Below are 21,574 nucleotides of genomic sequence, written 5' to 3'. Positions count from 1 at the left end.
CGGAAAAGACAGACCCGGCAAAAGCCGGGTCTGTCGGGTGTTGCGGTTCTGGATGGATCAGAACTTGTACGTGGCGCCCATATACATGTAACGGCCGATGTTGTCGTACATCGCTGAACCGACATCGGAGCCGAAGTAGTTCACCGGCGGGTCCTTGTCGAAGGCGTTGTCGATGCCCAGGTAGACGTCGATCTTGTCACCCGGGAAGCGGTAGCCGAACTGGAAGTTGTGGTACGTGTACGAGCCGTTGCGGATCGGACTGGTCTGTCCCGGGTTGGCCTGGTAGCTCTTCGGCTGCACACGCAGGTTCGGGCCGACGTAGGTCATGTCCCACGACGCGCGCCACTGGCCCAGCGAGTACTTGGTCTGCAACTGGCCGCGCCAGCGCGGATCGGTCACCCAGGTGACGTTCTCGTCGTACTCGTTCGGGAAGGCCTGGAAGGCCCACTCGCGCGACTGCAGCAGACGAGTGCCCACCAGGCGGATGACGGTGTCACCCTCGGCCAGCTTGAAGCGGTAGTCCATTTCCAGATCGACGCCGACGCGACGCGAGCGGGCCAGGTTTTCGTTCAGCGCAACCCAGCGGCTGATCGAGTATTCCGGGAAGGTGCGGCCGCCAGCATCGGTCTTGCCGCCCACCGGTGCGCGTTCGATGAAGCCGCAGAAGCTGTTGTTGATCCCCCCCGGCGAATCCACGCAACGGGTTGCATTGGTCTGCGCGGTCACCGCACCAATGGCGTCCTTCAGACTGATCCACCAGTAGTCGACGGACATGCCGAAGCCCTGCAGGAAATCAGGCTGCCAGACCAGGCCATAGGTGAAGCTGCGTGCGCGTTCCGGCTTCAGGTCCGGATTGCCGCCGCTGACGCCCGGGCGGGTGGCAGTGTAGGTGTCGACCCAGCCGACCGGCACGCCCAGTGCCGAGCAGTTGGCCTGGCGCAGTGCCGGGTCCGCTGCGGTGTTCGGGCGGTTCGGGTTGGTGGCCAGGTAGTTGCAGGGGTCGTTGACCGTGGCGAAGTTTTCGCTCTGCGGGTTGTACAGCTCACCGATGCTCGGTGCGCGCACCGCCTGCGACAGGGTGCCGCGGGCACGCAGCGACGGGATGATGGTCCAGTCCAGGCCCACCTTCCAGGTGGTGGTCTTGCCGATGCTGCTGTAGTCCGACCAGCGGCCTGCGGCGTCCAGGGTCAGGTTGTAGATGCCCGGGATGTCGGCCAGCAGCGGCACGGTGGTTTCAACGAAGGCCTCGCGCACGTCGTACTTGCCCATGCGGTTGGGAATGGCGTTGAGGAAGGTCAGGCCCTGCGCGGCCAGCGGATCGGTGATTTCGCGGCTCTTTTCGCGGCGGTATTCAACGCCACCAGCCACGCCGACGTCACCGGCCGGCAGGCTGAAGAGCGAGCCGTTGGCCAGCGATGCGCTGAACACCGACTGCTGCAGGCGCGAGTAGTTGAACGAATTGACGTTCATCCAGTCACGCGCGGCCTGGGTCACCGCGCCGTTGCCGAACACCGAGAACGGCACGCAGCCTTCGCGGGCGAACTGCGAGTACACGCGGTTGCCGTTGTTGGGGTTGGTCGCGTTCGGGTTCAGCGTGGTGCGGCAGACGATCTGGCCAGTGGCCGGGTTGACCACGGTATCCAGGCCAGCCTGCCAACGCTCGTTGATACGGTTGTTGAGGTTCCAGCGCTTGACTTCGCTCTGGCCCCAGTTGCCGTAAACGTCGTAGGTCCAGTTCTCGGTCAGATTGCCTTCCATGCCCAGCACAAAGCGCTGGGTGTTGCGCTCCACGTGCTCACCACGCTGGCCGGCGTCGACGTTGAAGCGGCTCAGGGTCAGCTGGCTCAGGCCGGCGCTGGTCATCAGTGCACGCAATTCCGGCGACACGTAAGCGTTATCGCGCTGGATGCGCAAGGTCTGGTCGAACGACGGCTGTGCCAGGAAGTCCGACTCGGTTTCGGTGTACTTGCCTTCGAAGTACAGGCGATGGTTGTCGGTCAGGTCGAAGTTGACGACCGTGTTGATGCTCTTGCGGTCGAACTTCGGCTGCAGGTCGGCAACCGAGTTCAGGTCGGCGAAATCACAGTTCACACAGCTGGTTGCGCTGACCACGGTGCCGTCATAGCGCTGCTTGCGGAAGGTGCCATCCGGGTTGAACTGGTATCGGTTGCCCCAGGTAGCCGGATTGTTCGGGTTGAAGGTGCCGATGTTGAAGGTACCGCCGAAGGAGATCGAGTGGTTGCCGCCCGGGCCTGCAAGCACGGTTTCCGGGTTGCTTTCGCTGGACGGCTTGCTGCTGTCGTAGTTCGGGTTGCGCACCGACACCAAGAACTCGTTGCCGATGGCGCGGTCGGTGCGGACGAAGCGGTCCTGCTTGCTGTACTCAAGGGCGACGGCGGCGTTGCCGCGGCCACCAGCGAAGTCGGTGCCGGCCGAGGCGCTGATGAAGGAGCGGTTGAAGCCGCCTTCGCTGGCCATGCCGGTCTGACCGCGCACTTCGGCGCCGTCGAAGGACTTCTTCATGATGAAGTTGACCACGCCAGCCACGGCGTCGGCGCCGTACACGGCCGAGGCACCACCGGTGATCACTTCCACGCGCTCGATCCATTCCACCGGGATGGTGTTGACGTCCACGGCCGAGGAGCCCGAGGTCGCGCCGACGTGGCGGCGGCCATTGACCAGCACCAGAGTGCGCGAGGTGCCCATGCCACGCAGGTCCATCAGACCCACGCCGGCGGTGCCGATGAAGCGGGTCGAGTTGCCCAGCGTGTAGGTCGGCGTCAGCGCTGGCAGGCGCGTCATCAGATCGCCGATGTTGTTCGCACCGGTGGCACGAATCTCCTCGGCGGTGATGGCCGTGACCGGCGAGGGGGTCACAAAGCCCGTACGCGCAATGCGCGAGCCGGTCACACTGACGCGATCGAGGTCGATCGGGTTGGAGGAGGCTTCCTGCGCGAAGGCAGGTGCTGCGGCCACGGCGAGCAGACCGACGAGCAGGGCGCTGCTGAGCGGGTGACGGCCAGGTGGGCGGTTGTACGTCATCGTTATGGGTCCCCTAATGAATTGAAGCGTGCTGTTCCGTCCGTTCGTTACATCTAAGTTCATATAACGGGCGTCGTTCATGGAACCTAACACGGCCTTAACGAGAAATGCATACAAATGTCACAAAATGGTACTAGGCCCAGTTCGCAGCTAGCTGAAAGTGCAACAAATACAATCATTTAATATCAATTGTGATCTGTCGGCGGCAACTTGATGACGCGAAGCTGAATGTGGTGAGACGCGCACTTTGCGCAAATAGGCGTGTCATCCGTCCAGGAGTGGGTGTTTATCAGCGGGGCGGAGGAAGCTGCCGTAGTTCGCCTACAGCGTGGCGGTCCACTTGGCTGGCGACTAGGCCGCCGATGCGTCGGAACGTGCCTTTGCTTAGCTTTCGTAATTCCAAATCGACTTCGGGTTGCCCAGCAGGTCCTGGAAGTCCTCACCCGGCTGCGCCTGCACTTCATGCTTCAGCATGTTGGTGTAGTTGTCCGAGAACTGCAGCGAACCGAAGCCGCCGATGTCTTGCAAGTACGTGAAGCCGACGATAAGGCCCTGCAGGTTTTGGCAGGCCATACTCATTTTCGGGGTGCACAGCGAGCTCAGGTTGCTGGCCGAATCGCGTACGACCCAGTCGGCCATGTTCTGACGGGGGGCGAGGAGCTCTTCGGCGAGTCCTTGCGGAGTAGTACTCGGCCAGCAGCAGCCGGTCTATGCTGGCTGCATCAACTTCGTTCTCGATCTTGCAGTTGTAGCAGTCGGCCGAGTTCGACAGGTTTCTACAACGGGGATATGGGCCGATTCGGCCAAGTTGCACTCGATTTCTACGGCTACATGCCGAAGAATAGTGGTCAGGCGGCGAACGCGGATGTGCGGTTCGTGGAGCGCGTGGATACGTTCGATGAGCCCAAGTGCCAGTTCCGCTGGGGCCGGGAATGGGCAGGCCCTGTTCCACCAGGGCCTGTTCTTCCATCCGCTCAGGCCGGACACGAAAAAGCCCCGCCATGGCGGGGCTTTTCCGTTGCTGCGGTTGCGGGATTACTTCACGCCGAACGCGTACTTGGCCTGCACGTAGATCGCGCGCCCGTAGGCGTTGTACAGGTAGTTGTTGTACGGCTGGCCGCTGGTGCCGGCGAAGCTGTAGCGCTGGTTGTCCGGCATCTTGTTGAACACGTTGTTGACCATCAGCGACAGGGTCAGGTTCTCCATCGCGCGGTAGTTCACACTCAGGTTGTAGGTGGTGTAGGAACCCCACTTGCCTGCCTTGTAGCCGGAGCTGTGGACGTAGTCATAGCCGTTGCCCACGTAAGCCATGTAATTCGGCGTCTTGCCGATGTAGTTGGCATACAGGGTGGTGGTCCAGTTGTCCTTGGCCCAGCCGATCGAACCGTCCGCGCGTACCTTGGCGTACGAGTCATACACCCACATCGCATACGGGTCGTGCAGCAGGTCCAGGAACTCGTCACCCGGCTGCGGCTGCAGCTTGCGCTTGAGCATGTCGGTGTAGTTGGCCGAGAACTGCAGCGAACCGAAGCGGCCGATGTCCTGCACGTACTTGAAGCTGGCGGTCAGTGCTTCCAGGTTCTGGCGGGCGACATTCATCTTCGGCGTGTAGATCTCGTCGAGCACGCCCGATGCATCACGGGTGATCCAGTCATCGACGTTCTGGCAGCTGGCCGAAGTGTTGTTGGACTGGCCGTTGCGGCAGTAGTACTCGGCCAGCAGCAGCTGGTCGGAGCTGAGCGTATCGACCTCGTTCTTGATCTTCCAGTTGTAGTAGTCGACCGACAGCGACAGGTTGTTGATCGGTGCCCACACGACGCCTGCATTCCAGACGTCGGCGGTGATCGGCTCCAGGTCGGGGTTGCCCGAGCGGGTGCCGAACACCGAGACGCTGTCGTACGGGCAGCCGGTGGTGTTGGCCGGGTCGTAGCCCAGCTGGCCGCAGCGGTAGTAGTCGGTGGAGCCGTTGGCGTAGTAACCGCTGCGACCCTGGAAGGCATCGGACAGGGTCGGTGCGCGGAACGCCGTGCCGTACTTGCCACGGAACAACAGGCTTTCGATCGGGCGGAACTCGATGCCGACGCTGTAGGTGGCCTTGTCCACGGTGTTGCTGCCGATCTTGAAGGCGTCATAGCGGCCGGAGCCGGTGACGGTCAGCGTTTCCAGCAGCGGCATGCGCAGTTCGGTGGTCACCGCGTAGTTGCTGCGATGGCCGGCACCGGATACGGCGGTGGTCCCCCACACGCTGCCGTCCATCAGGCCCGGGTCGGGCGTGTAATCCCAGCCTTCACTGCCGCCTTCCAGAACCACGGCGAAGCCGGCATCGCCACCCGGCAGCTTGAACAGCGAGCCATTGGTGACCTGGGCGCGGGCCAGGTTCTGCCAGGTGCGGCTTTCGCTGTAGCTGTAGCCGGTGAAGCTCTGGAAGTCACCGGCGGGCAGCGGTGCGTAGAACGCTTCCCAGTTCGGGCTGTAGATGTTGTAGCCGGTGCTGGTGGTACCCAGCACCGGGCCCAGCACGCGCTGCTCGAAGTAGTCGTTGATCGGGTCGTTCCAGCGCACGAAATTGCGCTCGGTCAGCTTGTACTCGCCACGGGTGAAGCTGAGGCTGTAGTCCCAGTTGCCTGCGGTGCCGCGGCCGCCGAGGGTGACCTGGTAGGCCTTGTTGCGGTCGGTGTTCATGATGTCGCGGTAACCGCCGCCGCCGATGTCCTCCGGCGCGAACACGCGCTGCAGGTTCATGTACTGGCCGCTGGCCTGGTCGTAGAAGCGGCCCCAGCCCGAGGAGGTGCCCCACCAGGTGTAACCGGAACCGGTGGCGTACTTGACCTCCTCCAGGCTGTACAGCGCGTCGCCGAACAGCTGGAAATTGTCGTTCACGTCGAAGGTGGCCGAGCTGTAGATCTGCCCGCTTTCCTTGCCGTTCTTGATGGTCTTGTAACCGGTGCCGTAGACCGAGCCGCAGGCCTGGCCGGTCGGGCGGGTACCGAGCACGGTGGTGCCGTCGAACTGGCCCGCCACGTTGGCGCACCGGTTCGGGTCCATCATCGCGTAGCGGTTGTTGGCGGCCGGCAGCAGCACCAGGAAATCGTTGGAGACGTACTGCGGGCTGTAACCGTCGGGGTTGTTGACCTTGGTCAGGTCGCGCTGGTAACCCCAGATCGGGCTGGTCTTCTCATACTGCACGTTGACCAGTGCATTGAAGCGGTCATCCTTGGAGTTGAAACCGCGTGCGCCGCTGAAGCGGAAGCTGTTGCCGCCACCTTCGCTGTAGGCACCGCCGCGCACGTTGAGCACGCCGCCATCCATGCGCTCCTTGAGGATGATGTTGACCACGCCGGCGATCGCGTCCGAGCCGTACAGCGACGACTGGCCACCCGGCAGGATCTCGATGCGCTCGACGATGTCGATCGGGATGCCGCTGATGTTGTTGAAGGTATCGCCGCCGTTGTACAGCGCCGGATACGAGAGCATCGGGCGGCCGTTGATCAGGTACTTGGTATAGCCCGGGCTGAGGCCGAACATGCCCGCCGCTTCGGCGCCCTGGGTGAAGGATGCGGAGGTCTGGCCACCCTGCAGGCCGCCCGTGGACAGCGAGGACTGCTGCAGGACATCGGCGACGCTGGTGAAACCGCGGGTCTGGATATCCTCGGCGGTGACGGTCAGGACGGGCGTGTGGTTCTCGATCTCGGTCTGAGGAATCAGCGACCCGGTGACGGTCACACGATCAAGCTGGGTCGGCGCATTGCCGTCCTGGGCCAGGGCAGTGCCGGAGGCCAGGAGGGTGCCGAGCAGGGCGAGGGTCAGAGGGTGGCGCGAGAGCGTGGAACGTTGGCGAGACATGGTGGATCCCCGTAGTGAGCAATGTCTTGGCGGCGCATTCCCTGCGCATTAACAATTCGTTCAGTGTGACTCCATTCAGGTCGACCGTAACACGTCGTTAACGCTGCCAACACGGGCCTGTCACATCAAGGTGCCGTTGGGAGATGAAAAAACGCTTCAGAATCAATGGATAAGGCGATTTGTTTTGGCATGTTTCAAAAGATGGCGACGTGCAAAGGAGCATGTCAGCATGACGGATATGCCTTGTAGATCAATGCGTTGTCCTGGATCAGCGTTCCCGGTAACCCGGATGTTTATGCGTTGTGGATCACACTTTCTGCTATAGGCCGGACAGGGGGGCGGGGCGCAGTGGTGCTTAAAAAAAAGGCCCCGCCGAAGCGGGGCCTGGTCCAGACACGGCGTCCGGAATACGACGGGATCAGAAGTCGTACTTGACCTGGGCCGAGATCTGACGGCCGTAGACGCTGTAGAAGCCGTCGTTGAACGGGGTCGATTCGTTGCCCGGGTAGTTGTAGCGCTGGCCTTCCGGCAGCTTGTTGAACACGTTGTTGACCATCAGCGACAGGGTCAGATCGTCCTGTGCCTGGTAGTTCAGGCTCATGTTGTACGTGGTGTACGAGCCCCACTTGCCGGCCTTGGCGCCGGAGGCGTGGACGTAGTCATAGCTGCGGCCGGTGTAGGCCAGGTAGTTCGGGGTGCTGCCGACGTAGTTGGCGTACACGGTGGTGGTGAACTTGGAGATGGCCCAGCCCACCGACACGTCGCCGCGTACCTTGGCGAAGTTGTCGTAGTACCACATGTTGTACGGATCGCTCAGCAGGTCCAGCTTCTGCGCACCCGGCAGGGCCACCACTTCACGCTTCAGCATGTTGGTGTAGTTGCCGGAGAACATCAGCGAACCGAAGCGGCCCAGGTCCTGCTGGTACTTGGCACCGACGGTCACCGCTTCCAGGTTCTGGCTGGCCACGTTGAGCTTCGGAGTGTAAACGCGGGTCAGGTTGCCACCGGCGTCGCGGGTCACCCAGTCGGTCACGTTCTGGCAGCTGGCCGAGGTGTTGTTCGGCAGGCCGTTGTGGCACTGGTACTCGGCCAGCAGCAGCTGGTCGGTGCTCAGGGTCTTGACCTCGTTCTTGATCTTCCAGTTGTAGTAGTCGACCGACAGCGAGAAGTTGCTCACCGGGGCCCACACCACGCCTGCGCTCCACACGTCGGCGGTGATCGGCTTCAGGTCCGGGTTGCCGGACTTTTCGCTGTACACCGAGGTGGTCTTGTAGAACGAGCAGGCTTCGTCACGCAGCGCGTAACCCATCTGGCTGCAGCGGTAGTAGTCGTTCTGGCCGGAGGCGAACGAGCCGCTCATGCCCTGGAAGGCATCGGACAGGGTCGGCGCGCGGAATGCGGTGCCGTACTTGCCGCGCAGCAGCAGGCTTTCCACCGGACGGTATTCCAGGCCGATGCTGTAGGTGGCCTTGTCGACGGTCTTGTCGGCGATCTTGAAGGCGTCATAGCGGCCCGAGGCGCTGACGGTCAGCGACTCGAACACCGGCATGCGCAGTTCGCTGGTCACCGCGTAGTTGCTGCGGTGGCCGGCACCGGCCACGGCGCTGGCGCCCCACGCGTTGCCATCGACGAAGGCCTGGTCGGGTGAGTAGTCCCAGCCCTCGCTGCCACCTTCCAGCACGACGGCCAGGCCGGCGTCGCCGCCCGGCAGGGAGAACAGCGAACCGTTGGTCACCTGCACGCGACCCAGGTTCTGCCAGGTCTTGCTGCGGTGGGTGCCATAGCCGGTGAAGCTGGCGAACTGGTCCGGCGTGATCGGCGAGTAGAAGGCGGTGTAGTTCGGGTTGTAGATGCCGAAGCCATCAGCAGTGGTGCCCAGGCGCGGGCCCAGCACGGTGTCGCCGAAGAAGCCTTCGATCTTGTCCTTCCAGCGCGCGAAGCGGTTCTGGTCCAGACGGTATTCGCCGCGGGTGAAGCTGGCGCTGTAGTCCCAGTCGCCGACCATGCCCTTGCCGCCCAGGGTGACCTGGTAGGAACGGCTCTCATCGGAGTTCAGGATGTTGTTGTAGTGGCCCGGGCCGATTTCTTCCGGCGCGAAGGCGCGCTGCAGGTTCACGACCTTGCCCAGGCCCTGGTCGTAGAAGCCGCCCATCACCGACTTGGTACCCCACCACAGGGCGCTGGAGCCGGAGGTGAACTCGGTCTTTTCCTTGCTGTACAGCACGTCGGCGAACAGCTGGAAGTTGTCGTTCACGTCGAAGGTCATCGACGAGTAGAACTGGCCGCTGTTCTTGCCGTTCTTCAGGGTCTTGTAGCCGGCGCTGTACACCGAGCCGCAGGATTCGCCCGATGCACGCTTGCCGACGGTGGTGGTGCCGTCGTAGAGGCCTGCCACGTTGGCGCAGCGGGTCGGGTCCATCATGTACAGCTTGTTGTCGGCGTTGCCGATGACGGCAAAGTCGTTCGACGGCAGCTGCGCGGTGTAACCGACCGGGTTGTTCTGCTTGGTGATGTCACGCTGGTAGCCCCAGATCGGGCTGCCGTTCTCGATCTGCACGTTGACCAGCGCGTGGAAGCGGTCGTCGAACGCGTTGAAGCCCTTGGCGGCGCTGAAGCGGATGTTGCTGCCACCACCTTCGGTGTAGGTACCGCCACGGATCGACATCGTGCCGCCGTCCATGCGTTCCTTCAGGATGATGTTGACCACGCCGGCGATCGCGTCCGAGCCGTACAGCGACGACTGGCCGCCCGGCAGGACTTCGATGCGCTCGACGATGTCGATCGGAATGCCGCTGATGTTGTTGAACGACTCGCTGCCGTTGTACAGCGCCGGATACGAGAGCATCGGGCGGCCGTTGATCAGGTACTTGGTGTAGCCCGGATTCAGGCCGAACATGCCGGCGGCTTCGGCGCCCTGGGTGAACGCACCCGAGGTCTGGCCACCCTGCAGGCCGCCGGTGGTCAGCGATGACTGCTGCAGCACTTCAGCAACACTGCTGAAGCCGCGGGTCTGGATGTCTTCGGCGGTGATGGACATCACCGGGGTCTGGGTTTCGACCTGGGTCTGCGGGATCAGCGAACCGGTGACGGTGATCTTGTCCAGGTTGGTCGCCTTGTCCTGGGCCATTGCCGGGGCGGCGGCCATCAGAGCGGAAATCAGGGCGACGGCGAGCGTGTTGCGACGTGCGGTATTGCTGACGTGTTTCATGTAGTTCCAATGGAGAGCAAAAAACAAAAACGGCACTGCGCATGCGCCATCGCGCGGGCCGGAACAGCGGGCTCCGCAGCTCAAAACAGTGCTGATCGAACGTAACATGAACTTAACAATCTGTGCACGAATCCGTCGCAATCCTGAATTTCAGTCAGGTTACGTCCAGCTTGTATGATGTTGGGTTATCCCCCTGACTCCGCCGGTGCTCGTTGTGAACAGTTCTCCCCGCCGTCCCCATGCCAGCCAGGTCCAGAAGGGACTTGCGCCGCATGCCCGCATCCGCAATGTCATCGCGGTCGGTTCGGGCAAGGGCGGCGTCGGCAAGTCCACCACCTCGGTGAACCTGGCCGTGGCGCTGCAACAGCTCGGTGCGCGGGTGGGCGTGCTCGACGCCGACATCTACGGCCCCAGCGTGCCGGCCATGCTGGGGCTGTCCGGCCGCCCGGAAAGCCCGGACAACAAGAGCATCGAGCCTCTGCGTGCGTTCGGCGTGGACACCATGTCGATCGGCTACCTGATCGAAGAAGACACCCCGATGATCTGGCGCGGCCCGATGGCCACCTCGGCGATGACCCAGCTGTTCAACGATACCCTGTGGGACGACCTGGATTTCCTGCTGATCGACCTGCCGCCGGGCACGGGTGACATCCAGCTGACCCTGACCCAGAAGATTCCGCTGGCCGGTGCGGTGATCGTCACCACGCCGCAGGACATCGCCACGCTGGATGCGAAGAAGGCGCTGAAGATGTTCGAGAAGGTCGAGGTGCCGGTGCTGGGCATCGTCGAGAACATGGCGGTGCACACGTGCAGCAGCTGCGGGCACATCGAGCACCTGTTCGGCGAGGGCGGCGGCGAGCGCATGGCCGCGCAGTACGGCGTGCCGCTGCTGGGCTCGCTGCCGCTGCAGATCGGCATCCGCGAGCAGGGCGATGCAGGCACGCCGATCACCGTGGCCCAGCCGGATTCGGCACCGGCCCAGGCCTACCGCCATGCCGCGCAGCGCCTGATCGAGGAAGTCGGCAAGCGCCCGCGGGCCTCGATCCCGATCCTGTCCTCGCTGCTGTAAGTGCAGGTGCAGGGGCCGCCGGCGCAGGCCGGCCCCCTGCTAGAATCCTCGCGCCCCCTCGTATCCCCCCAGGACAAAGCATGAGCATCAAGAGTGACCGTTGGATCCGCCGCATGTCCGAGCAGCACGGCATGATCGAGCCGTTCGAGGCCGGGCAGGTCAAGCAGGCCAACGGCCAGCGCATCGTCAGCTACGGCACGTCCAGCTATGGTTATGACGTGCGCTGCTCGCGCGAGTTCAAGGTGTTCACCAACATCAACTCGACGATCGTCGATCCCAAGCACTTCGATCCGGGCAGCTTCGTGGATATCGTCGGCGATGAGTGCATCATCCCGCCGAACAGCTTCGCGCTGGCGCGTACCGTGGAGTACTTCCGCATTCCGCGCGATACCCTGGTGGTGTGCCTGGGCAAGAGCACCTACGCGCGCTGCGGCATCATCGTCAACGTGACGCCGCTGGAGCCGGAATGGGAAGGCCACGTCACCCTGGAATTCAGCAACACCACGCCGCTGCCGGCGCGCATCTACGCCAACGAAGGCGTGGCGCAGATGCTGTTCTTCCAGGCGGCCGCCGATGACATCTGCGAGACGTCGTACCGCGACCGTGGCGGCAAGTACCAGGGCCAGACCGGCGTGACCCTGCCGCGGACCTGAAGATTGCAGGCGATTTGTGGAGCCGAGCCATGCTCGGCTTCAATGCCGGGCCGCCGGGCATGGCTCGGCTCTACATGAAGGAAGGCGGCGCAATGCGCCGCCTTCCTTACTTGCCGCGACCGAACAGCATCGCGATGCCGACACCCACCAGGGCCACCGGCCACCAGGTCATCAGCAGCTTGGACAGGTTCAGGTGCGTCCAGCCGAGATTGCTGGCGAGCATGAACAGGCCGATCAGGATCAGCAGGACGGCGGCAACGAGGTTGAATCGCATCGGGTCGGCGGAGGCTCAGGACAGGGCCGGATATCCTAGCCGTTCCTTCCAGTAGGCGACATGCTGGTCCAGCGCCGCCGGCTCGTAGCGGTGCGCCGGGCCGCTGCCCCAGACCGGGCCCGGCCAGGCCGGATCACCGTCATGGCGGCCGATCACATGGAAGTGCAGCTGGCGCACGATATTGCCCAGCGCCCCGATGTTGATCTTTTCCACTCCGTCGGAGCCCTTCAGGGCCTTGCAGGCGCGGTTGAGCTCGGTGCGCAGCTTGTCCTGCTGCTCGCCGTCCAGCTCGATCCACTCGGTGACCCCGGCCAGGCGCGGTACCAGCACCAGCCAGGGGAATCGTTCGTCGTTCATCAGTCGCACTTGCGACAACGGTCCTTCCGCCACCAGCACGCTATCGGTGGCCAGGCGTGAATCGAGTTCGAATTCGCTCATCCAAGATGCTCCGAGAAGAAGTCCAGGGTGCGTTGCAGCGCCAGGGCGGCGCTGTCTGGATCATACGCATGTCCGACCTCCCGGTTGAAGGCATGATCGGCCGGATAGACGTAGGTGGCCATCTGCGGCAGCTTCTCGCGGTGGGCCTGCACTGCTTCCGGCGGGATGCTGCGGTCCTGGGCGCCGAAGTGGAAGATCACCGGCGCCTTGGGTGTCTCATCAAGGAACTGGACGTTGCGTGCGCCGTAGTAGCTGACCGACGGCAGCCCCAGGCGCACTGCGGACAGCATCGCCACCGTACCGCCCCAGCAGTAGCCGACGGTGCCGACCTTGCCGTAGGGGGCCAGCCGGGTGGCCGCGGCGCGGACCACTTCCAGCGCCCGCTCCATGCCCAGCGCGCCGACCCGTTCCAGGCCCTGCTTCACGCCTTCGGCGTCGTAGGGCAGCGCGTCCGGATCGGCGTCGGGGCCATCGAGCAGGTCAAAGAACGAGGGCGCCAGCACCGCATAACCTTCCGCCGCGAAGCGCTCGGCCACGCTGCGGATATGCGGATTGGCGCCGAAGATTTCCTGCACCACCACCAGGCCGCCGCGCGCGGTGCCTTCCGGCAGGGCCTGCCACGCCCGTACCGGGCCGTGATGCGTATCCAGGGTGATCCATTCGGCCATCGTCATCTACTCTCGTTGCAGGGGACAGGGCTGCATTGTCGTTGCTGCGCGGGTTAGCGCGGTGTCAGTGGCTGTGCGCGATCGGGCGGCTGGCCGTTCAGAGCGACGCCGCCAACCCCGGTATACTGGCGCCCTTTCAGGCCCCGGCCCCCAGGAACCCCTGCCATGGCGGCAGGGGCCCAGGCCCCCAGAGTCCCGCGATTTCCATGTCCCAGCTGAACCCCAAAGTCGGCTTCGTCAGCCTTGGCTGCCCGAAGGCCCTCGTCGATTCCGAGCGCATCCTCACCCAGCTCCGCTCGGAAGGCTACGACATCGTCCCGTCCTACGATTCGGCCGACGTGGTGGTGGTCAACACCTGTGGCTTCATCGATTCGGCGGTGACCGAGTCGCTGGACGCGATCGGCGAGGCGATGAACCAGAACGGCAAGGTCATCGTCACCGGCTGCCTGGGCAAGCGCCCGGAGCAGATCCGCGAGGCGTACCCCAACGTGCTGGCGGTGTCCGGCCCGCAGGATTACCAGAGCGTGATGGAAGCGGTGCATGAAGCACTGCCGCCCAAGCACGATCCGTTCGTGGACCTGGTGCCCGACTACGGTATCAAGCTGACTCCGCGGCACTACGCGTACCTGAAGATTTCCGAGGGCTGCAACCACAAATGCAGCTTCTGCATCATTCCGTCGATGCGCGGCAAGCTGGTCTCGCGCCCGGTTGACGAGGTGCTGCGTGAAGCCGAGCGCCTGGTGCGTGGCGGCGTGCGCGAGCTGCTGGTGGTATCGCAGGACACCTCGGCCTACGGCGTGGACGTGAAGTACGCCGAAAAGATGTGGCGCGACAAGGCCTACCAGACCCGTTTGAAGGCGCTGTGCGAAGGCCTGTCGGAGCTGGATGCATGGGTGCGCATGCACTACGTCTACCCGTATCCGCACGTGGACGAAGTGGTGCCGCTGATGGCCGAGAACCGCATCCTGCCGTACCTGGACATCCCGTTCCAGCATGCCAGCCCGCGCATCCTGCGCCTGATGAAGCGCCCCGGCGCGGTGGAGAAGACCCTGGAGCGCGTGCAGAACTGGCGCCGTATCGCGCCGGACATCACTGTGCGTTCGACCTTCATCGTCGGCTTCCCGGGCGAGACCGAAGCCGAGTTCGAGGAACTGCTGTCGTTCCTCGACGAGGCGCAGCTGGATCGCGTCGGTGCGTTCGCCTACTCGCCGGTCGAGGGTGCCACCGCCAACGAGTTGCCTGACGCCGTGCCGGAAGAGGTGAAGCAGGAGCGTCTGGCCCGCTTCATGGAGAAGCAGGCGCAGATTTCCGCCGCACGCCTGGAAGCCAAGATCGGCACCGTGCAGCAGTGCCTGGTCGACGCCATCGAAGGCGATATCGCCGTGGCCCGCTCCAAGGCCGATGCCCCGGAGATCGACGGCCTGGTGCACATCCAGAATGCCGACCAGGTGCCGCTGCGCGTGGGCGAATTCGTCGACGTGGAGATCACCGAGAGCGACGAGCACGACCTGTACGGTGACGCGCTGGCGGCCGCCCCCCGTCCGGCGTTCGACCTCAAGGTGCTGTGACCGCAGCGACGGCCGCCACCGGCAACGGCGGCGGTTCACGGCGCTTCGTACCGCCGCCACGTGCGGCGGTAGCTGCACGGCGGTTCGAGCACCCGTTGTTTGCCGGGCTTCAGGACTTCCGTGACCTGCTGGACGGCACCGCATGGCCGTCCATCGCGGCGCTCGATGCACGCCTGGCCGTGCCTGGCAAGCGCCTGGTTGAACAGGACGCCGCGCTGCTGGCCGATGGCCTGCACTACGAAGTGCGTATCGCGCAGGGACGCATCGCCACCCGTGCCGGCAACTGGCACGACCTGTTCAATGCGCTGGTGTGGGCCTCACAGCCGCAGCTGAAGCGAGCGCTCAACGTGCGGCAGTGCCTGCATATCGAGGGGATGCCACCCGGCCAGCGCAACCGCGCGCAGGCCGCCTTGACCCAGTTCGACGAAGCCGGCGTGATCGTGCGTGTGCGCGATGGCACTGTGCTGCGCGCATGGGATGGGCATGACTGGCCTGCAGTGTTCGAGCCGACGCGCTGGCACAGCGGCGACATCGCCATCGTGGCGGTGTTCGGGCATGCGCTGATGGAGCAGGCGCTGCTGCCGGGGCGATTGCTGGTGGGCAAGTGCGTGGTGGTGCAAAGCGATGCCGATGCGGCCTGTGTTGACGCGGTGACCGCGGCCATCGCCGAGGGCAGGGCAGTAACCGATCCGCTGCAGCTGCGGCCGTTGCCATTGGCCGGTATTCCCGGCTGGCATGGCGTGCAGGATTCCGCCTTCTATCGCAATGCCGACTATTTCCGCCCGTTGCGTGCGGGGCGCACATACCCACCGCCGTTGTAGAGCCGAGCCCATGCTCGGCTGCGCGGCGCATCAGCCGAACATGGGCTCGGCTCCGCATGGACAGCGAGGTCGAGCATGGCTCGACGCTACACAGGCTCGTACTCCACCCCGATCACCGCAAAGGTGAACTGCCCGCCAGGCAGCTCCACCGAGAACTCATCATCCAGCCGCTTCTTCAGCAGCGCACGCGCCAGGGGGGAATCGATGCTGATCCAGCCCAGGCCCGCATCGGTCTCATCCGGACCGACAATGCGATAGCGGCTGGTGTCGCCGCTGTCCACATTCTCCAGTTCCACCCACGCGCCGAAGAACACTGCCAGCGGATCGGTTGGCGTGGTATCGACCACGCGCAGCGATTCCAGCCGCTTGGTCAGGTAGCGCACGCGGCGGTCGATCTCGCCCAGTTGCTTCTTGCGGTAGGTGTACTCGGCGTTCTCGGAACGGTCGCCTTCTGCGGCAGCGGCGGCGAGCGCTTTCACCACCTCCGGGCGACGCACGCGCCATAGCTCATCCAGTTCGGCCTTCAGTCGCGCATGCCCGGAGGCGGTGATCAGGGCGGTGCTTTTTTCTGCGGGGGGACGCCAACGGGACATGCAATACGGCTTCTTTTCTGGATGACGAACGGGGAGCGGGGTCGGAGCCCTCCCTGGCGGGAGGGATCCGACCCTGGGGTCAGATCCCTTTCCAGCGGAAAGGGCTCTGACCCCGGCCGTGGCAGATCAGCGCTTGCCGCCGAAGATGCCACCGAGGATGCCGCGCACGATCTGGTTGCCCAGCTTGGTGCCGACAGTGCGCGTGGTCTGCTTGGCCATGGTTTCGATCATGCCCTGGCGGCGCTTGGTGCCGAAGATCGCATCCTTGATGGCCTGGCCGAAACCACCCTCCTGTGCTTCGTCCTGCTCGCGGCTGCGCGCGGCCGGCGCCTGTGCCTGCTCGATGCTCTTCTGCGCGCGCTGGGCCAGCAGTTCGGCGGCCGATTCGCGGTTGATCGCGGTGTCGTAGCGGCTGCCGACCGGGCTGCCGGCGCGTACCTGTGCGCGCTCGGCCTCGGTGATCGGGCCCATCCGGCAGCGCGGCGGCGCGATCAACGTCTGCTGCACGGGCATCGGCACGCCCTTGTCCTGCAGCGTGGATACCAGCGCCTCGCCGGTGCCGAGCTGGCTCAGTACCTTGGCCACGTCCAGCTTCGGATTCGGCACGAACGTCTCGGCCGCGGTTTTCACCGCCTTCTGGTCGCGCGGGGTGAACGCACGCAGTGCGTGCTGCACGCGATTGCCCAGCTGGCCGAGAATGTTGCCCGGCACGTCGTCGGGGAACTGCGAGCAGAAGTACACGCCCACGCCCTTGGAACGGATCAGGCGCACCACCTGCTCGATGCGCTGCACCAGCGACGGCGGTGCATCATCGAACAGCAGGTGCGCCTCGTCGAAGATGAAGACCAGCTTCGGCTTGTCCAGGTCGCCCACTTCCGGCAGCTGCTCGAACAGTTCCGACAGCAGCCACAGCAGGAAGGTGGAATAAAGCCTGGGCTTGAGCACCAGCTGGTCGGCGGCGAGGATGCCGATCATGCCGCGGCCGTCGTGGTTGACCCGCATGATGTCGGCCAGTTCAAGCGCCGGTTCGCCGAAGAAATTCTCGCCACCGTCCTGCGCCAGGCGCAGCACCGAACGCTGGATGGCCGCGATCGACTGCGCACTGACCAGGCCGTACTCGGTGGAAATGTCCTTGCGCTCCTCGGCGACCAGGCCGAGCAGGGCGCGCAGGTCGTCCATGTCCAGCAGCAGCAGGCCGCGGTCGTCGGCCAACTTGAATACGATGTCGAGTACCCCGGCCTGGGTGTCGTTCAATTCGAGGATGCGCGCCAGCAGGGTCGGGCCCATCTCGCTGACCGTGGTGCGCACCGGGTGGCCCAGCTTGCCGTACAGATCCCAGAAAAGGGTCGGGCTGGCGGCCGGCGCATAGTCGGCCACGCCGATCTCGGCGGCACGCTGGAGCAGGTTCTCGGCGCCGCTGCCGGGCACGGCCAGGCCGGAGACATCGCCCTTCACATCGGCCAGGAACACCGGCACGCCCCGTCGCGAGAAGCCCTCGGCCAGGGTCATCAGGGTCACGGTCTTGCCGGTACCGGTGGCGCCGGCCACCAGACCGTGGCGGTTGCCGAGTTTCGGCAGCAGGGTGACGGCAATATCGTCGGTAATGCCTTTGCCGAGCAGAATCGGATCCATGGTCCAGCCCTTGTGATGAATAGTCCAATGTTAACCGCCGGCAGTGACGGTCCGAAGGTCGGCTTGCCCGGACCTTGGCGGCGCCGCTACTCTGCCTGCCTGTTTCGCACACAGTGCCATCAATGCCCGTTCCTGTCCTGATTTCCCGCGGTTGGCCGCTGCTGGCCCTGGCCGGCCTGGTTTCCCTGGCGCCCGACGCCTACGCACAGCGGGTTTCGGCCCGGGACAAGGTGAAGGTGGATGCGCTGCAGCAGCGCATGACCGCCGCCGAAAAGCGCTACGGCGATGCCCTGCTGCTGGTCGCCAACGCCGATCCCAAGGGCAGCAACGAGGCCGATGCCGCGCTGGAGGACATGGAAGATGTCCTCAACGACTGCGTCAAGCAGAAGGGCTGCCAGATGGGGACCCTGCTGGCCAGCTACAAGCGGCTGCTCAAGCACGACGCCGATGCCGCCGCCAGCGATGACGTGGCCGACGAGGGCGGTGACCGCCTGGAAGCCGACCCGGACCACATCGGCCCGCTCACCGCCGACGTGCCCGAGGCCGCGCGCGCTGCCGCGCTGCTGAACGACAAGCGGCACGCCTTCGACACGATGGTCGAGTACAACCCGGCGGTGCAGGCCGGCATCCGCCGCTGGCTGACCGACATGCGCCCGGCGCTGCTGACCAGCTACGAGAATTACCAGAACCTGCGCGCGGTGATGTGGCCGGAGTGGGAGAAGCGTGGCCTGCCCGAGGCGCTGCTGTTCGGGATCATGGCCAAGGAATCCAATGGCCGTGTGCATGCTTCCTCGCGCGCCGGCGCCGCCGGCCTGATGCAGTTCATGCCAGCCACCGGCCGCCGTTTCGGCCTGGGCCCGGACGGCACCGGCTTCGATACCCGCTTCGACGCGCGCAGCGCCGCCGAGGCCAGCGCCAGCTACCTCAACGAGCGTCTGCGTGAACTGAACAACAACGTGGAAATGTCGGTGGCCGCCTATAACGGTGGCGAAGGCCGTGCTGCGCGCGTGTTCAAGCAGAGCGGTGGGCAGAGCTTCTGGACCGACAGCGTCTACAACCAGTTCCCGGGCGAGACCAAGGACTACGTGCCGATGGTGATCGCCGCGGCCTGGATCTTCCTGCACCCGCAGCAGTACGGCGTGGAGTTCCCGAAGATCAGCGCGCAGCCGGCCACGCTGCGGCTGGCCAAGTCCACCACCATCTACGAACTGACCATCTGCCTGGGCAGCCACGGCACCCGTGATGGTTACATGCGCGCGCTGCGCAACCTCAACCCGCGTTATGAAGCCGATGGCTGGATTCCGGCCGGTACGCTGATCAACGCCACCACCCGCATCGCCGGCCTGTACCAGCGAAATTGTGTCAGTGGTCCGCGTGCCGACCTCGCCCGCACGCTGATCACCGCTGATCTCAACGCGGCGATCAAGCGCCCGACCGCGGCGAGCTATACCGGCAGCGTGGCGGTGGGCGGCGTGGTGCCGGTGGCCGACGCGGCTGCATCCACCAGCGTGCCGACCGCACCGGTGGCTGCAGTGGCGGCACCGCGCCCGGCGCCGGCCGCCCGGCCGAAGCCGGCGCGCAGCCACAAGGTGGGCCGGGGGGAGACCCTGGGCGCCATCGCCGCGAAGTTCCAGTGCGACCTGCCGACCCTGGCCCGCGCCAACGGCCTGAAGGCTCCGGCCTACAGCCTGCGCCAGGGCCAGACGCTGAAGCTGCAGGGCTGCGACAAGTAATTCCCAAGACCACTGGAATCCGTATGGACCTCGAAGCCACCCGCAACCTGTTCGCCAACCTCCGCGAGAACACCGACTGGGACATCAATGGCCCGTTGCTGTGGGGGTATTTCTTCGTCCACGCCAGTGCCGAGCCGCTGCGGGCGCTGGCCCAGCACCTGCAGGCGCAGGGCTACACGTTCGTGGAACTCTTCGAGCAGGAGCCGGAAGAGGGCGACGCGCCGTTCCACGTGCTGCACGTGGAGCGCGTGGAAATCCACGACGAAGCCTCGCTGGACCGCCGCAACCAGGAATTCGCGGCGCTGGCCGCGGAGCACGGCGTGGAAGACTACGACGGCATGGACGTCGGCCCGGCACCGGTCCTGCAGTAATCGTCCTGCGTCTGTAGAGCCGAGCCCATGCTCGGCTCTACAGACCCGGTAGTGCCGGCCGCTGGCCGGCATCCCGTTGAATTCATCCACGCATCGCGTGGATCTACGGTCAGCGCAGCTTTGCCAGCGCCTGGCCCAGCTGCACCGGATGCTCGGCATCCAGATGCGGTGCGAACTCGGCCACGCCCGGCGGCAGCAGCACCACCACGGTCGAGCCGTAATTGAAGCGTGCCATCTCGGCGAAACGCTCCAGCTTGATGCCCTGGCCGCGGTAGTCCTTGCGGGTGATGCGGTCGCCGTAGGCCGGGATCTCCTCGCCGCTCCACACGGTTTCCACGCCGGACACCAGCAGCGCGCCGACCATCACGCTGGCCATCGGGCCGAAGCTGGTGTCGAAGTGGCAAACCAGGCGCTCGTTGCGTGCGAACAGGCGCGGTACGCCGTTGACGGCTGCGGGACCGACACTGAACAGGCGTCCTGGCACGTGCACGGTTTCACGCAGGGTGCCGGTCCACGGCATGTGCACGCGATGGTAGTCGCGCGGCGACAGGTACACGGTGGCGTACAGGCCATCGTTGTAAGGCTTGGCATCCTCGGCGCTGCCCAGCAGTTCGGCGGCAGTGAACGACTGGCCCTTGGCCTGGAAGATGCGGCCGGCCTCGATCCTGCCGAGCTGGCTGATCCTGCCGTCGGCCGGCATCACCAGGCTGCGCGGATCGGCGTCGGCCACGCGGGCGCCCGGCTTCAACGCGCGGGTGAAGAACTGGTTGAAGGTCGCATAGCTGCGCGGGTCCGGGTTGGCCGCTTCGTCCAGGTTGACGTTGAACTTGCGGGTGACGGTGTCGATCAGCCAGCGCGACACGCGCGGATCGTCCGAGTACGCCAGCGAGCGTGCCATCGAGGACAGCAGGCGATGGGGCAGGGCGTACGTCAGGGCGGTGGTGAGGCTCATGGGGCGGTTTTCTCGGTCAGCTTGTGCAGGTCGCGGGCGATCGCCGGCGCGTTGAACGGAGGGCGCACCAGGCCGGCAAGGCGGCCCTGCGGGTCGAGCACGGCCAGGCTGGCCGAATGCTCGACGGTGTAATCCTCGGCGTTCTCGTCGAAATGCTTGCCCGGCACTTTCTGGAACACGAAGCCCAGCGAGGTGGCGAAGCGCTCGAGCGAGGGGATATCGGCGGTGGCAGCCAGGGTGTCCTTGTGGAAGCCGTGCACGTACTCGCCGAGGCGGGTGGCGCTGTCGCGGTCCGGGTCGACCGAGATGAACAGCACGCGTGGGCGCAGGCTGTCGGGCAGGGCTTCCCACTGGTTCTGCGCGCCGGCCAGCTCGGCCAGGGTGGTCGGGCAGACGTCCGGGCAGAAGGTGAAGCCCAGGAACACCAGGGTCCAGTGGCCCTTCAGCTCGCCCGGGATCAGGCGAGTGCCGTCGGACTGGGCCAGGTTGAAGTCGGGCAGTTCACGCGGCTGCGGGTACAGGGTGATCGCTTCGGTGGCCGGGGCGTTGGCCGGCGGCTTCGGCGCGAACACCTGCTGGGCGGCGAGCAGGCCGAGCCCCGCGGCCAGGGCGATCAGCAGGATGATGCCGGCGTTGCGATTGAACATGGGGGCTCCCGCGCGAAATGGGCTCCATCATACCGGCTGCGGCCCGATCGTTTCCGCCGCAA

At 65.0% G+C, this 21,574-nt stretch carries 17 protein-coding genes; 6 read left to right on the top strand and 11 right to left on the bottom strand.

All coding sequences use genetic code 11. The features are described from left to right. Positions 1–57 precede the first annotated feature (57 nt). The 4 genes from ACMGRF_RS12290 to ACMGRF_RS12275 form a co-directional block, all read right to left on the bottom strand. Positions 58–3,042, bottom strand: coding sequence for a TonB-dependent receptor domain-containing protein (locus ACMGRF_RS12290; RefSeq protein ID WP_049417119.1), 2,985 nt, complete (start codon positions 3,040–3,042; stop codon positions 58–60). Between the two features lie 384 nt (positions 3,043–3,426). After that, complete coding sequence (locus ACMGRF_RS12285; RefSeq protein ID WP_312548507.1) at positions 3,427–3,681, bottom strand: hypothetical protein; 255 nt, start codon at positions 3,679–3,681, stop codon at positions 3,427–3,429. A 396-nt stretch (positions 3,682–4,077) separates the two neighbouring features. After that, a complete protein-coding gene (locus ACMGRF_RS12280; protein ID WP_049459580.1) occupies positions 4,078–6,885 on the bottom strand; it encodes a TonB-dependent receptor domain-containing protein in 2,808 nt (935 codons plus the stop codon). Positions 6,886–7,303: 418 nt separating this feature from the next. Next, positions 7,304–10,093, bottom strand: coding sequence for a TonB-dependent receptor plug domain-containing protein (locus ACMGRF_RS12275; protein ID WP_049436234.1), 2,790 nt, complete (start codon positions 10,091–10,093; stop codon positions 7,304–7,306). A 214-nt stretch (positions 10,094–10,307) separates the two neighbouring features. Here ACMGRF_RS12275 and apbC point away from each other — a divergent pair, with 214 nt between their 5' ends. Both apbC and dcd read left to right on the top strand, forming a co-directional pair. After that, a complete protein-coding gene (gene apbC, locus ACMGRF_RS12270) occupies positions 10,308–11,162 on the top strand; it encodes an iron-sulfur cluster carrier protein ApbC (RefSeq protein WP_049414747.1) in 855 nt (284 codons plus the stop codon). A gap of 80 nt (positions 11,163–11,242) precedes the next feature. Further along, positions 11,243–11,815: a dCTP deaminase gene (dcd, locus tag ACMGRF_RS12265; RefSeq protein ID WP_005418012.1), complete on the top strand. Its 573-nt coding sequence runs from the start codon at positions 11,243–11,245 to the stop codon at positions 11,813–11,815. A 106-nt stretch (positions 11,816–11,921) separates the two neighbouring features. On the opposite strand, the gene ACMGRF_RS12260 is transcribed toward dcd, so the two are convergent. Genes ACMGRF_RS12260 through ACMGRF_RS12250 form a run of 3 tightly spaced genes read right to left on the bottom strand, consistent with a single transcriptional unit; the run spans position 11,922 to position 13,195 of the window. After that, positions 11,922–12,089, bottom strand: a complete 168-nt coding sequence (locus ACMGRF_RS12260) for a LiaI-LiaF-like domain-containing protein (protein WP_414485249.1) — start codon at positions 12,087–12,089, stop codon at positions 11,922–11,924. A gap of 15 nt (positions 12,090–12,104) precedes the next feature. Further along, positions 12,105–12,527, bottom strand: a complete 423-nt coding sequence (locus ACMGRF_RS12255) for an HIT domain-containing protein (RefSeq protein ID WP_049414742.1) — start codon at positions 12,525–12,527, stop codon at positions 12,105–12,107. After that, positions 12,524–13,195, bottom strand: coding sequence for a dienelactone hydrolase family protein (locus tag ACMGRF_RS12250; RefSeq protein ID WP_049414745.1), 672 nt, complete (start codon positions 13,193–13,195; stop codon positions 12,524–12,526). The genes ACMGRF_RS12255 and ACMGRF_RS12250 overlap by 4 nt, the downstream gene beginning before the upstream one ends. A gap of 206 nt (positions 13,196–13,401) precedes the next feature. Here ACMGRF_RS12250 and rimO point away from each other — a divergent pair, with 206 nt between their 5' ends. Together rimO and ACMGRF_RS12240 are read left to right on the top strand one after the other, a co-directional pair. Then, positions 13,402–14,763, top strand: a complete 1,362-nt coding sequence (rimO, locus tag ACMGRF_RS12245; RefSeq protein WP_099496210.1) for a 30S ribosomal protein S12 methylthiotransferase RimO — start codon at positions 13,402–13,404, stop codon at positions 14,761–14,763. Then, positions 14,760–15,584 carry a DUF3025 domain-containing protein gene (locus tag ACMGRF_RS12240; protein WP_414485248.1) on the top strand — a complete coding sequence of 275 codons (825 nt, stop codon included), beginning with the start codon at positions 14,760–14,762 and terminating at the stop codon, positions 15,582–15,584. The genes rimO and ACMGRF_RS12240 overlap by 4 nt, the downstream gene beginning before the upstream one ends. 86 nt (positions 15,585–15,670) lie before the next feature. Here the strand turns inward: ACMGRF_RS12240 and greB are convergent, their stop codons facing one another. Beyond that, positions 15,671–16,177 (bottom strand): transcription elongation factor GreB, encoded by a 507-nt coding sequence (greB, locus tag ACMGRF_RS12235; protein ID WP_005418006.1) that lies wholly within the window; start codon positions 16,175–16,177, stop codon positions 15,671–15,673. A gap of 126 nt (positions 16,178–16,303) precedes the next feature. Further along, on the bottom strand, positions 16,304–17,809 hold the full coding sequence (locus ACMGRF_RS12230) for a helicase HerA-like domain-containing protein (RefSeq protein ID WP_414485247.1): 1,506 nt from the start codon (positions 17,807–17,809) through the stop codon (positions 16,304–16,306). A gap of 122 nt (positions 17,810–17,931) precedes the next feature. Here ACMGRF_RS12230 and ACMGRF_RS12225 point away from each other — a divergent pair, with 122 nt between their 5' ends. Both ACMGRF_RS12225 and ACMGRF_RS12220 read left to right on the top strand, forming a co-directional pair. Next, a complete protein-coding gene (locus ACMGRF_RS12225; protein WP_049414734.1) occupies positions 17,932–19,542 on the top strand; it encodes a transglycosylase SLT domain-containing protein in 1,611 nt (536 codons plus the stop codon). A 23-nt stretch (positions 19,543–19,565) separates the two neighbouring features. Continuing rightward, positions 19,566–19,913 carry a ribonuclease E inhibitor RraB gene (locus tag ACMGRF_RS12220; protein ID WP_099485961.1) on the top strand — a complete coding sequence of 116 codons (348 nt, stop codon included), beginning with the start codon at positions 19,566–19,568 and terminating at the stop codon, positions 19,911–19,913. Between the two features lie 109 nt (positions 19,914–20,022). Here ACMGRF_RS12220 and asd read toward each other — a convergent pair whose 3' ends face one another. After that, entirely contained in the window at positions 20,023–20,865 is an 843-nt protein-coding gene (asd, locus tag ACMGRF_RS12215) for an archaetidylserine decarboxylase (RefSeq protein WP_134709029.1), read from the bottom strand. After that, positions 20,862–21,512: an SCO family protein gene (locus tag ACMGRF_RS12210; protein ID WP_049440828.1), complete on the bottom strand. Its 651-nt coding sequence runs from the start codon at positions 21,510–21,512 to the stop codon at positions 20,862–20,864. The genes asd and ACMGRF_RS12210 overlap by 4 nt, the downstream gene beginning before the upstream one ends. Positions 21,513–21,574 lie beyond the last annotated feature (62 nt).

It is taken from the genome of Stenotrophomonas sp. EMP41 (assembly GCF_047495535.1).
In the GTDB taxonomy this organism is placed as follows: domain Bacteria; phylum Pseudomonadota; class Gammaproteobacteria; order Xanthomonadales; family Xanthomonadaceae; genus Stenotrophomonas; species Stenotrophomonas sepilia.
The sequence above is the reverse complement of the archived record's forward strand: the minus strand, read 5'-3'. Positions and strand labels throughout refer to the sequence as shown.

Coding starts and splice junctions, on each gene's coding strand:
- ACMGRF_RS12290 (WP_049417119.1), bottom strand. CDS start 3,042: ATGACGTACAACCGCCCACCTGGCCGTCACCCGCTCAGCAGCGCCCTG.
- ACMGRF_RS12285 (WP_312548507.1), bottom strand. CDS start 3,681: ATGGCCGACTGGGTCGTACGCGATTCGGCCAGCAACCTGAGCTCGCTG.
- ACMGRF_RS12280 (WP_049459580.1), bottom strand. CDS start 6,885: ATGTCTCGCCAACGTTCCACGCTCTCGCGCCACCCTCTGACCCTCGCC.
- ACMGRF_RS12275 (WP_049436234.1), bottom strand. CDS start 10,093: ATGAAACACGTCAGCAATACCGCACGTCGCAACACGCTCGCCGTCGCC.
- dcd (WP_005418012.1), top strand. CDS start 11,243: ATGAGCATCAAGAGTGACCGTTGGATCCGCCGCATGTCCGAGCAGCAC.
- ACMGRF_RS12260 (WP_414485249.1), bottom strand. CDS start 12,089: ATGCGATTCAACCTCGTTGCCGCCGTCCTGCTGATCCTGATCGGCCTG.
- ACMGRF_RS12255 (WP_049414742.1), bottom strand. CDS start 12,527: ATGAGCGAATTCGAACTCGATTCACGCCTGGCCACCGATAGCGTGCTG.
- ACMGRF_RS12250 (WP_049414745.1), bottom strand. CDS start 13,195: ATGGCCGAATGGATCACCCTGGATACGCATCACGGCCCGGTACGGGCG.
- rimO (WP_099496210.1), top strand. CDS start 13,402: ATGTCCCAGCTGAACCCCAAAGTCGGCTTCGTCAGCCTTGGCTGCCCG.
- greB (WP_005418006.1), bottom strand. CDS start 16,177: ATGTCCCGTTGGCGTCCCCCCGCAGAAAAAAGCACCGCCCTGATCACC.
- ACMGRF_RS12230 (WP_414485247.1), bottom strand. CDS start 17,809: ATGGATCCGATTCTGCTCGGCAAAGGCATTACCGACGATATTGCCGTC.
- ACMGRF_RS12225 (WP_049414734.1), top strand. CDS start 17,932: ATGCCCGTTCCTGTCCTGATTTCCCGCGGTTGGCCGCTGCTGGCCCTG.
- ACMGRF_RS12220 (WP_099485961.1), top strand. CDS start 19,566: ATGGACCTCGAAGCCACCCGCAACCTGTTCGCCAACCTCCGCGAGAAC.
- asd (WP_134709029.1), bottom strand. CDS start 20,865: ATGAGCCTCACCACCGCCCTGACGTACGCCCTGCCCCATCGCCTGCTG.
- ACMGRF_RS12210 (WP_049440828.1), bottom strand. CDS start 21,512: ATGTTCAATCGCAACGCCGGCATCATCCTGCTGATCGCCCTGGCCGCG.